Origin of the sequence: Methanothermococcus sp. (assembly GCF_015523155.1) — an archaeon.
In the GTDB taxonomy this organism is placed as follows: Archaea; AGJL01; Methanococci; order Methanococcales; family Methanococcaceae; genus Methanofervidicoccus.
This window is the reverse complement of the sequence record NZ_WAKW01000024.1, coordinates 1-15,427: the sequence shown is the minus strand read 5'-3', so window position 1 is coordinate 15,427 and position 15,427 is coordinate 1. Positions and strand designations below refer to the sequence as shown.

The window sequence follows — 15,427 nt, the reverse complement described above, 5'->3', positions numbered from 1 at the left end:
GAACAGCAGCTTTCTTAGAATCGCAGATTCTATTTTTCTATCCCTTATCTTCTTTTCTAACTCCTCTGGTGATATCCATCTTACAACTTCTTTTATAGTCATGATAATAGATATGATATAATGATTAATAAAGTTTTGTCTTAGACTATAATTAAATTATATATTTAGCATGAAATAAGTATATATTATCTACCTTATAATATAACCTAAATTATAAAATTTCCATAAAAAAAGATAATAAAACTTTTATAAAAACGCATATTTTATAACTTTTAAAAAATGTATAATTTATATTTTCTGATTATTTTAATTAATATATTATAATTTTATATTATTCCATGAAAAAATGAAAATAAAGATAAAAGATAAAAAGATGATAATATGGAAAATATGGAAAACGCGAGTATGGAAAACATATTAAAAAACACATCAGAAGTGGTATCCGTAGAAGAGTTAAAAGAAGTTATGAATAAAGATGAGAAAAGAGCATACATTGGATTTGAACCAAGCGGAAAAATTCATCTGGGACATTACCTCCAAATCAAAAAGATGATAGACTTGCAAAATGCAGGATTCGATATAATAATCCTACTGGCAGATTTACATGCATACTTAAATCAGAAGGGAACACTGGAAGAGATACAGGAGCTCGCAGAATACAACAAGAATGTGTTCAACGCCATGGGGTTAAAGGCAGAGTATGTTTATGGTAGTGAGTTCCAGCTTGAAAAGGATTATACAATCGATGTTTATAAAATAGCCCTAAAAACTACACTAAAAAGAGCCAGAAGAAGTATGGAAGTAATAGCAAGGGAAGATGAAAATCCAAAGGTTGCAGAAGTGGTATATCCATTAATGCAGGTAAATGACATAAAACATTTAAATGTGGATGTTGCAGTGGGCGGAATGGAACAGAGAAAAATACACATGCTTGCAAGGGAGCTCCTACCAAGCATGGGGTATAAGGCACCAGTTTGCATACACAATCCAGTGCTTACAGGTCTCGATGGAGAGGGTAAAATGTCATCATCAAAGGGGAACTTCATTGCAGTTGATGATGAGCCAAACACTATTAAATCAAAAATAAAAAAGACATACTGTCCAATCGGAACTGTGGAAGGGAATCCAGTATTGGAGCTGGCAAAATACTATCTAAACTACCCACTCACCATAGAGAGACCAGAAAAATTCGGAGGAAATTTAACTATCAACAGTTATGATGAATTGGAAAAAATGTATGCAGAACAAAAACTACATCCTATGGATTTGAAGGGTGCTGTTGCAAAAGAGATTATAAGTATTTTAGCTCCAATTAGGGAAAAATTAATATAAATAAATATTTATATTTATTTATTATTATTGTTTATCAGTTTTCGGTGGAAGAGGGAGATTATGGATTTATTAAATGCCACATATTTTGGAAACACCCTATATAATTATATAATTTTTATTTTGTTTATAATATTCGGAATCATATTTGGGAAATTATTTAACTCTATTATCAAAGCATATGTAAAAAAACTGGTGGGAAAAACAAAAACAAAATTTGATGACATTATATTGGAAGCCATCGAAGTTCCCATTATATTATTAATATTTGTTGGATTTCTATATTTGGGATTAAAATTTCTTGTTCTTCCAAGTAGTATTGATATCTTGTTAAATGAAGCCATTAGAATTGTGGTTATTTTATGTGGAACTTGGTTTGCAGTCAATTTTGTTGATGATTTTATAAACCATTATATCATGCCTATTGTGGAAAAATCAGAAACTAAATTTGATGACCAAGTAATATCTCCATTGAGAAAACTTCTAAAAATACTAATTATAATTGCCGGGTTATTAATGGCTCTAAAAACTGCTGGCTACGATATAACAACGCTTCTTGCTGGTTTGGGTATAGGTGGTTTGGCTGTGGCTCTTGCGGCACAGGATACAGTTAAAAACTTCATTGCAGGAGTTCTAATATTTGTAGATAAGCCTTTTAAAATAAACCATTGGATTAAATTTGATGGTGGAGAGGGGATTGTAGAGGACATAGGTATTAGAAGCACAAAAATAAGGACTTTTGGAGATAGTCTTATAATCGTTCCCAATGCAAATCTTTTAAGTGCGAATATCGAAAATTTCTCTGAAATGAGAAAAAGGAGAGTGCTTGTAAATATCGGTTTAACCTACGACACTTCTGTGGAAAAATTGAATAAAGCAAAAGAAATTATCAAAAACATAATAGACGACCACAACGCCACACTACCACCCATAAGAATCACATTTAAAGAATTTGGCGATTTTTCATTAAATATAAGGGTTGAATATTTTATTAGAAACTTTGGTTTTGACTACTATCTAAATACCATAGACGAAATAAATATGAAAATTAAAGAGGAATTTGAAAAAGAAGGAATAGAAATGGCATTTCCAACTCAGACGGTTTATATTAAAAAAGATGAAGATAATTGATTACGTATAATATAATATTAAATAATTAAATATCCAATCCAAAAATATTTTTGGCATTATCGTGGGAAACCATTTTAATAATTTCATCGTTAATATTATTCATTTTCATCTTTAAAACTGTTTTTGGAACTCCTAAAATATCCGATGGTGCAGAAGAGCTATCGCTGTTTAATAAAAATCTTTCTCCACCATATTCTTTTACAATTTCAACGGCATCCATAGGTGTTAATTTACTTGGCTGGACTGTCAGCCCCATGTTCATAACAGTATCGTAAATCATAGGGATAGTTTCTTTTGTGCAGTGTTCGATTATAATATTTTTCTCTGCGTCCTTATACAATCCCAATGAGTCAATTACTTCCAAAATGGTTTTTGTAGTTTCCTTTTTGTTTCTTCTTGGAGTATGAACAACAGCTGGAAGGTTTAGCTCTTGTGCTATAAGCAACTGCTCTTCAAAAACTTCAATTTCTACTTTTGTGCATTTTTCAAGCCCTATTTCTCCAACACCCACTATGTTTTTATTTTCATTTTTTAAATATTCCCTTAATATATTGTAATTTACATCAGGGGGTATCATTCTTGGGTGTATTCCCAAACAAACGAATAATTTCAATCCATTTTTGTTTGTCCTTTCAATCTCATTGTATATTATTTTATCAAAGTGAGCTCTCAATATATCCATAGAGTAAGGCTCCAATGGGTCATGTGCCAATGTAATAGCACAGTCAAGACTCATTGCCATCTTTTCAAAATCTTCATAAGGTCTTGTATCGGAATGAATATGGGAGTCTATCATAATACCACCACCTGCATACATTATATTTTTATTTAATATTATATTATAATTATTAAATTTAATTATTATAAAACTTTAAGTTATTTAATTTATGGTGATAAAGTGAATGATTTAAAAGAATTTATAGATATATGTCATAAATTATACGATAGAAAATACATCGTTGGAAGCGGAGGAAATGTAAGCATAAGGAAAGAAAATTTAATATATGCAACCCCCACTGGCTCAATATTGGGATTTTTAAAAGAGGAAGATATAACAGTTGTTGATATAGATGGAAATGTTATAAAAGGAGCTCCTACATCTGAAATAAAAATGCACCTAAACATATACAGAAAAAGGAAAGACATAAATGCAGTAGTTCATACTCATTCAATATACTCCACAGCATTTTCAATATTGGATAAAAAAGTAGAGCTCCTAACACCTGAGGCACAATTATTTATAAAAGAGGTAGGTTATGTCCCTTACTTAAAGGCAGGTAGTGTAGAGCTCGCAGAGGAAGTATCCAAAAGAAAGGAAGATGTAATAATTCTAAAAAATCATGGGATAGTATGCCTTGGAAAAAACTTAATTGAAGCATATTTAAAAACAGAAGTTATGGAAGAGATTGCAAAATTAAACTATATTATTCATTCTTTACAGTCTCCAATTCACTAACAATACTCCATATTTGAGTTCTTGTATGGAGTGGCATATTTGGGTCATCGCTTATGTCATCTAAATACTGAATTGCAGTAGCACTTCTTACAATAAATTCTTCATTTTCATTTAAAACAGAATCTTTTGCATTTTGTGCAGCAGCTCTTATGTTTCTTGGAACTGTTGTGTCGTTAATAATTTCATCTAACATAAAAGCTATGTTTTTTAATTTGTCCTCGGGACTAATTTTTTTAGGTTTAAACATGGTATCACCCCAATAAATATGTAAATTAAATTTTATTAATATACTATTATATCATTTTAGTATATATTATATTATATATATTATATAGATGTTGTATTATTATAAAAATTAAAATTAAACATAGGGAGGTTTAAACTAAAAATTAAAAAAGATTTAATTTATTCCTGTCCGATTAATTCAGCGATTGGTTTTTCCCCAGCTTCTACAACTTTTGTATTTACTTGAACTATATCTGATGAGATTGTATTTCCTCTTATACTTTTTCTTCTTCTGATATCTTTATCGGTTGGTTTGTATCCTGGTTTTTTGCTTAATAAAACTCTCATCTTCATACTTCCGTGTATGTCGTGTCTCATTGGGAATCCACACTTATCTGAACCGCCTGTAATTTTTAACTTGTATCCATCTAATCCTATGATAGAACCGTTTATTTCATCACCGATTCTTTTACCAATTAATGCTGTTGTTTCTACTTCTAACTGGTATGATTTTCCATCTTTGTCAGATACTACAACTTTAAATTTTGCCATCTTATCACCTTTCTCTTTTTTTATGGTGATAACAGTAGAAAAACCGACTAAGGTTTTTCCCAGATGTTATCACCTTTCTCTTTTTTTATTATTATATTTTATATTTTTTTATTTTTCATCTGTTTTTCTTTTATTTTTATCTTTTTTAGAAGATATAATCCTTAGGTTTTTTATGTTTTTACTATTTTTATTTTTATTTTTCATCTTTCTTGCATTATTATCCTAAAACTGCGTCTGCTTAAAAACTAAATGACTTCTAATTATGCTGTTTTCATACTTTTATTTTTTGTTTTTTCCAGTCTCGCCCATCTTTGACTATATTATATTATTCTCATTTTTATACTTTTTCCTAAGGTTTATATTTGCGGACATTTTCCCAATATATTTCCTTTCATATCAATTATAATACAGCTGAAATTTATACCTTCCCATCTATTGCGAGCTCTCTCAACTACTCTGTTTGCTATGGCATTAAAAACTTCCGTCAAAACACCTTCTTTTTTTAGAATTTCTATAATTTCCTCTGTTGTGTTGGCATATAACATGTTTTTTAAAACTTCTTTATCTTCAATATACAAGGAACTGTATGCAGCCAATACCTCATTTCTTCCATCTGCAACCTTTGAATGGGTATTGTATATACCGGCGGCAAGTTTTATAATCTTTCCAGAATGACCAAATATCAAAATATCTTTAACTCCTTTTTCCACTGCTTTGTCAAGCATAAAGTCCCAAAAATTAGAAACTTCAACAATTTGGTCATCAGGTGCATTAAACATCTTCTTTGCATATTTTGTTCCTATATTTCCAGGTGTAAATATAAGTTGTTTATAATTATTTGCAAGTGCAACATCAATCTGCGGAACAAGGGATTCTTTATAAGCATCATTTGACATGGGTCTAACTATCCCTGTTGTTCCAAGTATTGAGATTCCTCCAACTATTCCGAGCTTTGGATTCAGTGTCTTTTTTGCTAGCTCCACCCCTTTTGGAACAGATATTTTAATTACGACTCTATCATTTTCATCAAGTAATTTTATAATATTATTTGTTAGGAGCTCCCGCGGTTTTGGATTTATGGCATAATCACCTTTTTTTATTTGTAGTCCATCCTTTGTAACTATGCCCACACCATCTCCGCCGATAATTTCTACTTTTGGTTTATTGGATTCATTAGATTCGCCCTTTCCATTTATCTTTAAGAGCTCGACTTCTACAATAATATCTATTCCGTTTGTAATGTCTATATCTTCACCTGCAAACTTTTTAACAGTTGCAACTGCTTTTTTAGATTTAGCATCTACCTCTAAATTTTCAATTGGGATTATTAGTTTATCCCCTTTATCATTCTCCAACTGCACATAATCCAATTTTATTCCTTTTTTTAAATAATAAACTCCACAGTAGGCACCAGCTGCGGCACATGAGCCTGTGGTGTATCCAAACTTTTTTTCTTTCCTAAAATCATAAATCATAAATCCCACGGTGTTTTATATTTCTATATTATATATAATAGGTAAAATATGTAAGAAGCGTTTTTTTATTTTTTATATCATTTATTTATATTATTTTATTTTATTAATTAATTTAGTAGAATTATTTAATATTATTTAATAGAGATTAAATATTTTATATCGTGATATTATGCACCAAAAAATAAGAGACATTAGGATAGAAGCATCATTAAAAAATTTAGATTATCTTTATAATAATCATATAATAGATGATAAGATATACAACGATTTGAAAAACCTTTTAGAATTAAGAAAAACAAATTTTGACACGTTTTTAAATACTTTAACAAAAAATGACGATGAACCAAAAAATAAACTAAAAAACAAACCAAAGGCAGTGGTGGCATTTAGTGGTGGCGTGGATAGCACCGCATCCTCTATAATATCAAAAAAAATCTTCGATATAATAGGCATTACAGCATATTCTTCCATTGTAATGCACCCAGATAATAAAAAAAATATATCCGAATTGGCAAAAAAATTAAACATGAAGCATGAATTTATAGATGTTGATTTAAATGAAGTTCAAAGGGACACATTAAATGGAAAGTATCACCCCTGCGGAAGATGCCATAAAACCATAGAAGAGGCAGTTCTAAATTATGCAAAAGAAAATAATATAAAATACATCATATACGGCGATATGCTTTCTGTTGGATATTTATCAATTGTTCCAGAAGATGATATTTTAAGAATAAATATGCCATCTTATTTGGTGCTTACAAAAAATGAGAGCAGAGAAGTTCTAAAAAAGAACGACATAATCATATCTCAAAGATATGGATGCCCCCTTCTTAAAAGTGCCCATAAATACAGCCACAACAAAAAATTCACAATCCAAAGAATTTTAAGAGAAGTCAGAGCTCAGGTTATAGATAAGGATGAAGGTTTAAATAACATTTTGGAAGTGTTGAATATTGAATATTAATATATTAATATATTTATATAAATTTCCTTAAAACTATTAAATTTGTAAATTTCCAATTTTTAGAGTTATAAAACTCAATAGCTTTATCATTGTCTTTGTCGGCAAGTAAAGTCAGTCTCAGTATGTTATTCTCTTTGCAGTATTTTCCTACTTCTGATAAAAGTTTGCTTCCAATACCCTTTCCACGAAAATCTTTATCAACAATCAAATCTTCCAAAATCCCAACTTTTCCCCCTTCTGCAGTTGAGATTAATGTTTGAATTGAACACATTCCAACAACAGTATTACCACATTTTGCAACAAAAATCCTTGCATTTTCACTATTTAGGAGGAGTTCTAACCCTTTTCTTTGTTTCTCTTCATTTGGTTCAAAATCCTTTTCTATCTCAAAGAGCTCCTTTAACAGTTTAACCATATCTTTTATATCCTCTTCTTTTGCAGTTTTAACTGTTATTTTTCTTTTATCCATTATTTTACCATTTTATTTTTTTATTATAATTATTTTATTTTTATTTTTTTATTTTTAATTTATATTATTACTAATTACCCAATAGATATAGAAACAGAAACCCCATTTTTCTTAAATTTCTTTAAAATCAAATTTATACGGTTTATATCTATATTTATATTTTTTATATTACCAATATTATTCATAGAGTCATTTAGTTTTTTCACCCCTAATATAGAAACAGGTTCAGAAACTCCATAAACTCCAATGGTTTTAAAAACAAAATCAGATTTTGTTAAATCGTCCCTAAAATTATAAATCTCGTTTATACTGCCCCTATCAAATATAAATAAATCTTTTTTGAATCTTTCTGCGGTTTCTAAAATTCCTCTTTCGTCCTTCTTCACATCAACTGTTGCAAAGGCATCTACTCTCCAAACTGGAATATCTCTTAAATACAGTGCCTTTTTAACTGCCCAATATACCTTATGGGATTTGATATTTTTCCGAGCTCCGATACCAACAACAATCTTTTTTGGTTTTAATACTATATCGCCATCTACAACTACATAATTATTATTGTGATATTCTACATTGTAGGTATTTAATACATTTTTTAGCGGTTTCCAACCACTGGGAAGGATTAAATCAACTTTTTCATTTAAAACCTTTTTATTTATCTTTAAAATATCCTTTTTCTCTGGCACATCTAAAAAATAAATATTGGAAAGTTCATCAATGCCCACTTTATTATTTACATCTGTTGCAGTGGTAAAAATTATATTTCCCTTTAATTCCCTTCCAATTAACTTAGAAAAATAATTCCCGCCGCCTAAATGATTTGATAAAATAGGTATTATATTTTTGCCGAGCTCATCCAGAACTATTACAAAGGCATCTTTTGTTTTATCTTTCTTGATTTTATCGATATATTTTCTTAAAACAATACCTGTTGCCATTATAAAAATAAATCCCTTTTCATTTCCATCAGTGGTTAAATCCCTTGAATGATAAATTTCATTATCATAAAAATAATAATCCAAAATATGTTTAATCTTATTTGCTAAAATTTCGCCGTTTTTTGTGATATAAGCTATTTTTATCATAATTCCACCAGCATAATATAACTAATAAGTATATATTAGATGATAATCTATTTAAAAATAATTTATAATTATGCGGTGAGAAAATGCTTGTTAAATTTGAAATATACAAAGATGGAGAATATTGGTGTGCAGAAGGTATTGGAGTCGATATATTCACACAAGGAAAAACACTGGATGAGTTAATGGACAATATAAAAGAAGCTGTTGAAGTGCATTTTGAGGAAGATATCCAGTATGGAAAGCATATTACTATACTATCAATGTCTGAAATAGAGGTGGCCCCTATTGGTTAAACTTCCAAGAATTTCGGGCAATAAATTAATTAAATTTCTAACAAATACTATGGGGTATGAGATAGTTAGACAAAAGGGGAGCCACATTAGATTGAGTAAAAATACGGAAAATGGAATACATAATATTACAATTCCAAACCATGAAGAATTGGCAAAAGGACACTAAATAGCATATTATCAAGCGTATCTAAATGGAATAATATTCCAAAGGAAATTGATTGAAATGATAAAATAAAGAATAAAATAAAAAAATAGTAAAAAATAAGAAAAATAATTATTTTATTTGATAATTTCCTCAGCAATTTCCTTTGCACATGCTCTTTTTTCACTTAAATCATTTAAAAACGCTGTGATTTTTTCATAGCACGATTTTTTGCACTGCCCGCAGGTGAGCTCACCACTTTTACATTTATCGTATATCTCTTTAAGTTCCTTATCGTCATCAATTAAGTGATAGACATAGAGCTCATACACCACACATTCCTCAGGTATTCCTCCGAGCTTTTTCTGCTCTTCAAGGGTTTCTCTACCGCCTGTTTTACATGACATTACCTTTTTCCTAAGGGATTTTGATGGCTTATCACTTAAAAATATTGCAGTCTCTGGTTTGGATGAGCTCATCTTACCTCCCAAAAGTCCAGTCATGAATCTATGATATGTTGATGAGGGGGGTATAAATTTAAATTCCTTTGCCCTATTTGCTATATCCCTAGTTAATCTTAAATGAGGGTCTTGGTCAATACCCACAGGAACAACAACAGGCGTTTTTTCCTTTAATTGAGGGTGAAGTATGTCGGCAACTTGAACAATTGGAGCAAGCATATGCCCCATGTTTGTTTCACCACTAAATCCATATATTGCCCTCATCTCACTAAAATTAACCCGTTTAGATAGTTTCATTGCTAAATCCTTAACAATTTCATTTTTTGATTGGAGATAAACATTTATTTTATTTGGATTTAATCCCAATGCTATGTAATTTGTAATATATTCCTCAACTGCAAGCTTTTTTGTGGTTTCGAAATCCATGCCTCTTGCCCAATATGCCTCTAAATCTGCTATTGGGATATATATTTCTGTGTTGTAGTTTTGGTAGTAAAGGAGCTGATCCACTATCATCTTATGTCCAAAGTGCATTTTACCAGAGGGCATCATACCGCTTAGAACTGTAAATTTTTTGTTCTCCTTCATTGATTTTATTATTCTTTCAAAATCTCTATGTCCGAATATTATGCCCCTTCTCATAAGGTAGTGGGGATTTTCAATATCCTTTAATAAATCCTTAATAGGTTTTATTCCAAAGTTTTCCATTGTTTTTTTATAATCAACATTGTCTGAAACATCCCAAGGTGTTATCAATATCTCACCCAAATATTTATTATATTTGTAATTATATTACAATATTACAATTATAAACTTTAATTTTATTTACATTATTCAAGGTCATCAGGGAGTTTTGCCGCAGCATCGTGATGCTCTGCAAGCCCAAGCGCTGCGACTGCCCCAATTATTCCACCTTCCTTTTCAAATATTTTGATTATATCGATATTATTCCTCATTGCCACAGCTCTTGCTTCTTCAACAGAAACCATGCCCCTTTTTGCTTTGCAAGTATATATTTTCATACTTTTTGATGGGGTAATTCCATAATATACCGCCATTGCAGTTTTATCCGACAAACTTTTTTCTTTTAAATGGTTTTTAATTAATTCCTTGATTTTATATTTATATTCTGGATATACTGCAAATGTTAGTGCAATAGATACGCAGTTTTGTGTTTTGTTAGGATTTCCAGGATAAAGCTGAACTATGGTATGGTCTATATAATAGCCCATACCCTCTTTTTCGACTAATTTTCCAATCTCATTTGCAAGAACCCATGTTGCCCCATCTTCCTTTGTATCGGTATCATCAATGCCTATAATTACCTTTTCCATTTTTGGGGTGATTATTACTCCTTTTCCAAGCTTTGAACCACCGCCTTTCTCATACAGTATGGCATCAACCACATTCTCCGCATTTTTTCTCAATTCAACACCTACACCGGCACCAGCTAAACCAGCATAAACGATATGGACATTGTTGTCTTTAACAAAAACCTGCTCAATGCCTGCGGCATATAATGAAGGAATAAGTTTTAACTTGCATTTATCTATTTTTAATATAAAATGGTGTTTGTTTCCTTCTCTCCATGCTGAAATTATAAGGGGTGAAGTTCTCTGATATTGGTATATCATCCACTGAGCTCCGTTTGGACATGGGTGTTCTTCTATGAGCTCGACAATTCCCAATTCTTCATCAACCATGGCTATTATTTTTTTATATGAAATATCTCCTGCATTGTATTTATCCATAATAATACCTCTTTTTTTATTTTTCATCTAAATTGGTTAAATGTTGAATAATCTTTTGATAAATATAATCGTATAACTCTTCATTATTATCATTATCATCTATTTCAAATTTTTGTAATCCATAATTAAGTATTATCAATTCGAGCTCCCACTCAATAGTTTCAAGTTCTTTTTTAAGTTCGTCTATTCTATTATGTATGTCCCATTTTAACGAGTCATCAATATTTATTATAATATTTCTCATTTTTTTGAGATATTCATTTAACTCATTATAATTTACCACATTTACATTATTATTTAGCTCATTTAATTGGCATCTAAGTTTGTTCAGTGTGTTTAAATATTTTCGTAGTTCGTTACTTAAAAATTTTGCATCATTTATATTTAAAGTGTTTGAATTGTTGTCCAAATCTTCTAATGTATTCTCTAAAATACCTATTTCATTGTTTAAATCTATATATCTTTTTAAATATTTTTTTAATTTTTCAATTTCGCTATATTCTTTATCTTTTAAAAGTATCAACTCTGCAATCTTTTTTATTTTATTAATCACCATCCCCTCCATCACATATATAATGATATATCTAATTTTTAAATGAGTGAAGAGGAATCCTCAAAATACATTTTTATTTCACTGCGTTAATTCTATTATGAATAAATATAATTTAAAATCCCCTTCACCAAAAAATAATAAAAGTTTAACAATATATGATATTTATTATTACATTTATTTTATCATATTTAGTCATATTTTACATGCCTTATATTTGCCAGTGAGCCATGTTTTGCCTTTTTCATTTCCGCTCCACTCATCAGAGCTCTACCCACACCTATTACTTTACCACCATATACAATTACAATTTCATCATTCACAGAAATATTTTCATCACAGTCCTTAAATCCCGGTGCAAATAATGAACCTTTTTTGACTTTAAAATCTACCTCTACCCAATTTACCTTCCCAAGTAGATTTCCACCGTCATAAGTTAAAACTAACAGCCCATTTTCCTCATTTAAAGAACATATTTGAACTAATTTGTTGTTTTGTTTAATAAAGAATTTTCTATGTCGCCCTTTGATAATCACATCATCTGGGATAAAATCTTTATTAAATTGGAACTTTGCAAGCTGTTTGTAGTTATGTATGAATTGCATTTTTTTGGTTTTTGGTCTGACCATATTCCCTTTCTTTTCACTATCATTATCCCCATTATCTTCATTTAATGATTCTTTTAGTTTTAATTCTTTTAATATATTTTTCAGATTTTCAAGAGACTTTGTGGATGTTGGATTGCCATCATCAGAAGTAATTATATAATTGCCGTATTTTTTATACTCATTTTCATCCAAAATTTCCAAATAATGCTCCGGCAAATGTGCAATTATATTTAATTCACCGAATTTATCTTTTGCATTGTCAAGATATTCTTTTAAATGCTTGTTTATAAATTCAATTTCTTCCGAGCTCCACTTTCCAGTGACTGGAATATCATAATTTATTACACCCTCCAGAGCTCGCGGAACTATGCCATAAGGAGATGTAATAATTACCTCTTCAACTGGGAAATTCACCGAATTTATGGCATTTATGAAAAATTGGTGAGATTTTGAATAAGAATAGGGTTTTTTTGATGAACAAGGCAATAGAATGATTGTATTTGTAAATGCCTCATAGTTTTTAACCCGTTCAATGTATTTCTTTACCTCTGGGATGGTGGTTTCATCAATGGATACTATAATCTTTTTACCCTTAGATAGCGGAATATTTCTTAAATCTGGATTGTATCGCCTATAATTTGCACGAAGGTATGGGTCAGATAGGGTTGTTTCTTCCACGAGATTTCTTAAACATCCCTCTTTTATGCAGTATTTTATCTCTTCAACCACTTCATCTAAAATTGACATGTTATGTTGTAGGAGCTCCTCAAAAGATTTATTGCTTATCATAATTCTATTTTTTGTAAATTTATATCCAAGGGATGCGTAGTATGATGCAGATGAGTAATCAAAATAATCTACACCTAAATATGCCAATAAAGGCATTTCCCACGGAAGTGCAGTAGGGAAATATATCGCAGTATTCGGAGAGATTTTTTCTCTTAATTTTGGAACTAACTCAACAAGTTCTTTTCTTTTAATTAATCTCCTTCCATCTGCAATTATTATTAAATTAGGTTCTAAATCATTTAAATTAATGGTATCGTTATTATCATTATTATTAATATTATCAATATATTTTCCAAAATTCACAATATAATACTTAATTTCTCCTCCACCTTTAACTTTAACTGTTCCATAAGTTTCCTCCTTATTTATTTCCATTAGATAATTTGCTATATCTTCTGGACAATCAAATGGTATTTTCAATAGAGGCGGTTCTATATCATTCAATATATTTTCATCAATTATTTTTGGGGTCATATTTTGGTTTTTTTTATTGCATTCGGCTTTATAATATACTTCCTTGCAAATTCTTCCAATATCATAATAAATTGGTTCAAGCATTTTATCACTTTTCTCTTAAAATTATAAATTTAGCTAAATATAAATAAATTATTAATATAAACCTAAATTAGCCTATTATAAGTTTCTTTATTTCAAATGTTATAGTACTTTCAATTATAGCTGCAATTATGAACAATAATATGGAAACCAATAAAATTCTTATAGAATCTTTGTAATAAACAATGCTGTCCTTACTCTTTTTTAATTTTTTTACAATTGCATTAAATAATACTACACCAGAGACACTTGAAAGTATAAATGCAGGAATTTCTACAATGCCATGCGGTAATACAAGCAATATAAAAGTTAAAGGATTATTACTTATATACAATACATAGGCTAGAATAAAGGCATTTGATACTACTATAAATAGTGAAAATATCGTAGTGATATATTCTAAAAGACCCACAGTTAAGTTATGGGTTAATATGAATAAAAATATATCATAGGATGATTTATTTCTAAGGTTTAATGAATTTACATATTCAGAAAACCTATGGAATATCACTTGACCAATTTTATTAACCCCTCCAATGTCCAAATAGAATAAAATATATGAGGTAATAAATGATATTAAAAATAATACAGTAATAATATATATTGTATTTTTTTGCCTTCTAAAAGCATACACTATTTCCAACAATTCATATGTTATTTTGCTCATACCATCACTTTTAAATTTTATTAAAATAATATTTATGCTTTATAAATATAAATATTAATATCCTCAGGTGTTTTTATGAGTAATGTTGTTATTTACAACACATATATTTTAAAGATTTTAGGAAAATATGGTATAACCACAAAAAATATGGTGGATTGTGGGATGGAACTTTGTATTTCCGATGATAACAATAGGAAAAACATTAGAAAAAAGCTTGAAGAAATAATTCTAAACAATTTAAACAATCCCAATGTATCCACCCTAATAATCGCTGCTGTAAAACTTGAAGAAGAAGGAATATCTGGAAATTTACCATTCAATTACGATGAAGACCCAAATTATATATATGTGGATGAAGTTATTGGAATGGCCATAGCTAACGAGATATCTGGAACAAGAGCCATATTTAATTTTAAATGGTATGATGCAAAAAAACCTGGAATTATTGGATATCTTGATGAAAAAGGATATATATTTTTAGATGATGCCATAGCTGGTTTAGTAGCTGGTAGTATGTCAAAAGTCTTTGAATAATAAAAAATAAAAAAATAAATTTTCCTTTTTGTAATAAATTAAAAAATAAAAAAGTATGGTTTTTAAGGTTTCTCAATTTTAACAGCTTTTCCATCCTTCCATTCTACGAATATTGGTTCTGATGGAATGTCATCCAATGTTTTGAAGTATTCTACTGCTGCCTTTGTTCCCCATCTGTCAGAACCTGCCAATAGTATTACAGTATGGCCGTTTATTATCTGTTTTTCTATAACTCCCTTATGCTTTCCTGGGTAGTTATTTGTTATTTTAGCTGGGAATGTCCAGAGGTATTTCTTAGCCAATGGGTTTGCCACAGGACCTCCAACTAAGATACAGTCTTCGGTTATTTCCAATGGTTGATTTATTAATTCGGTGGTATTTTTAAGGT

The 15,427-nt window shown here is 29.7% G+C and carries 19 protein-coding genes; 7 read left to right on the top strand and 12 right to left on the bottom strand.

Annotation, left to right across the window (positions count from 1 at the left end; genetic code table 11):
* Window positions 1–381: 381 nt before the first annotated feature.
* Entirely contained in the window at window positions 382–1,332 is a 951-nt protein-coding gene (locus tag F7B34_RS03010) for a tyrosine--tRNA ligase (RefSeq protein ID WP_292460262.1), read from the top strand.
* A 60-nt stretch (window positions 1,333–1,392) separates the two neighbouring features.
* Window positions 1,393–2,460, top strand: a complete 1,068-nt coding sequence (locus F7B34_RS03005) for a mechanosensitive ion channel family protein (protein ID WP_292460261.1) — start codon at window positions 1,393–1,395, stop codon at window positions 2,458–2,460.
* Window positions 2,461–2,485: 25 nt separating this feature from the next.
* On the opposite strand, the gene F7B34_RS03000 is transcribed toward F7B34_RS03005, so the two are convergent.
* Window positions 2,486–3,256 carry a TatD family hydrolase gene (locus tag F7B34_RS03000; protein WP_292460259.1) on the bottom strand — a complete coding sequence of 257 codons (771 nt, stop codon included), beginning with the start codon at window positions 3,254–3,256 and terminating at the stop codon, window positions 2,486–2,488.
* 102 nt (window positions 3,257–3,358) lie between these two features.
* Here F7B34_RS03000 and fucA point away from each other — a divergent pair, with 102 nt between their 5' ends.
* On the top strand, window positions 3,359–3,916 hold the full coding sequence (gene fucA, locus F7B34_RS02995) for an L-fuculose phosphate aldolase (RefSeq protein WP_292460258.1): 558 nt from the start codon (window positions 3,359–3,361) through the stop codon (window positions 3,914–3,916).
* On the opposite strand, the gene F7B34_RS02990 is transcribed toward fucA, so the two are convergent.
* The 3 genes from F7B34_RS02990 to cbiD all read right to left on the bottom strand — a co-directional run bounded on the left by F7B34_RS02990 (window position 3,885) and on the right by cbiD (window position 6,168).
* A complete protein-coding gene (locus F7B34_RS02990) occupies window positions 3,885–4,163 on the bottom strand; it encodes a UPF0147 family protein (protein ID WP_292460257.1) in 279 nt (92 codons plus the stop codon). The two genes, fucA and F7B34_RS02990, sit on opposite strands and share 32 nt — an antisense overlap.
* A 158-nt stretch (window positions 4,164–4,321) precedes the next feature.
* Window positions 4,322–4,693: a 30S ribosomal protein S6e gene (locus F7B34_RS02985; RefSeq protein WP_292460256.1), complete on the bottom strand. Its 372-nt coding sequence runs from the start codon at window positions 4,691–4,693 to the stop codon at window positions 4,322–4,324.
* A gap of 356 nt (window positions 4,694–5,049) precedes the next feature.
* Window positions 5,050–6,168, bottom strand: coding sequence for a cobalt-precorrin-5B (C(1))-methyltransferase CbiD (gene cbiD / locus F7B34_RS02980; protein ID WP_292460255.1), 1,119 nt, complete (start codon window positions 6,166–6,168; stop codon window positions 5,050–5,052).
* Between the two features lie 169 nt (window positions 6,169–6,337).
* On the opposite strand from cbiD, the gene F7B34_RS02975 reads away from it, so the two are divergent.
* Window positions 6,338–7,135, top strand: coding sequence for a 7-cyano-7-deazaguanine synthase (locus tag F7B34_RS02975; RefSeq protein WP_292460253.1), 798 nt, complete (start codon window positions 6,338–6,340; stop codon window positions 7,133–7,135).
* Between the two features lie 13 nt (window positions 7,136–7,148).
* Here F7B34_RS02975 and F7B34_RS02970 read toward each other — a convergent pair whose 3' ends face one another.
* Complete coding sequence (locus F7B34_RS02970; protein ID WP_292460251.1) at window positions 7,149–7,604, bottom strand: GNAT family N-acetyltransferase; 456 nt, start codon at window positions 7,602–7,604, stop codon at window positions 7,149–7,151.
* 74 nt (window positions 7,605–7,678) lie between these two features.
* Entirely contained in the window at window positions 7,679–8,689 is a 1,011-nt protein-coding gene (locus F7B34_RS02965; RefSeq protein WP_292460250.1) for a cobalt-precorrin 5A hydrolase, read from the bottom strand.
* 83 nt (window positions 8,690–8,772) lie between these two features.
* Here F7B34_RS02965 and F7B34_RS02960 point away from each other — a divergent pair, with 83 nt between their 5' ends.
* Both F7B34_RS02960 and F7B34_RS02955 read left to right on the top strand, forming a co-directional pair.
* Window positions 8,773–8,982, top strand: coding sequence for a type II toxin-antitoxin system HicB family antitoxin (locus F7B34_RS02960; RefSeq protein ID WP_292460249.1), 210 nt, complete (start codon window positions 8,773–8,775; stop codon window positions 8,980–8,982).
* Window positions 8,975–9,148, top strand: a complete 174-nt coding sequence (locus tag F7B34_RS02955) for a type II toxin-antitoxin system HicA family toxin (protein WP_292460248.1) — start codon at window positions 8,975–8,977, stop codon at window positions 9,146–9,148. The genes F7B34_RS02960 and F7B34_RS02955 overlap by 8 nt, the downstream gene beginning before the upstream one ends.
* 113 nt (window positions 9,149–9,261) lie before the next feature.
* Here F7B34_RS02955 and F7B34_RS02950 read toward each other — a convergent pair whose 3' ends face one another.
* From F7B34_RS02950 to F7B34_RS02930, 5 genes are all read right to left on the bottom strand, one after another.
* Window positions 9,262–10,341: a tryptophan--tRNA ligase gene (locus F7B34_RS02950; RefSeq protein WP_292460246.1), complete on the bottom strand. Its 1,080-nt coding sequence runs from the start codon at window positions 10,339–10,341 to the stop codon at window positions 9,262–9,264.
* 74 nt (window positions 10,342–10,415) lie between these two features.
* Entirely contained in the window at window positions 10,416–11,336 is a 921-nt protein-coding gene (gene mmp11 / locus F7B34_RS02945) for a methanogenesis marker protein 11 (protein ID WP_292460245.1), read from the bottom strand.
* Between the two features lie 16 nt (window positions 11,337–11,352).
* Entirely contained in the window at window positions 11,353–11,892 is a 540-nt protein-coding gene (locus F7B34_RS02940; protein ID WP_292460243.1) for a hypothetical protein, read from the bottom strand.
* 185 nt (window positions 11,893–12,077) lie between these two features.
* Window positions 12,078–13,841, bottom strand: coding sequence for an archaeosine synthase subunit alpha (arcS, locus tag F7B34_RS02935; RefSeq protein WP_292460241.1), 1,764 nt, complete (start codon window positions 13,839–13,841; stop codon window positions 12,078–12,080).
* A 67-nt stretch (window positions 13,842–13,908) separates the two neighbouring features.
* A complete protein-coding gene (locus F7B34_RS02930; protein WP_292460238.1) occupies window positions 13,909–14,505 on the bottom strand; it encodes a stage II sporulation protein M in 597 nt (198 codons plus the stop codon).
* A 75-nt stretch (window positions 14,506–14,580) separates the two neighbouring features.
* Between F7B34_RS02930 and F7B34_RS02925 the strand changes: the two genes are divergently transcribed.
* Window positions 14,581–15,039, top strand: coding sequence for a phosphatidylglycerophosphatase A (locus tag F7B34_RS02925; RefSeq protein ID WP_292460237.1), 459 nt, complete (start codon window positions 14,581–14,583; stop codon window positions 15,037–15,039).
* 62 nt (window positions 15,040–15,101) lie between these two features.
* Here F7B34_RS02925 and F7B34_RS02920 read toward each other — a convergent pair.
* Window positions 15,102–15,427 (bottom strand): S-layer protein (locus F7B34_RS02920; protein ID WP_292460235.1); only part of this gene is annotated, 326 nt, incomplete at its 5' end.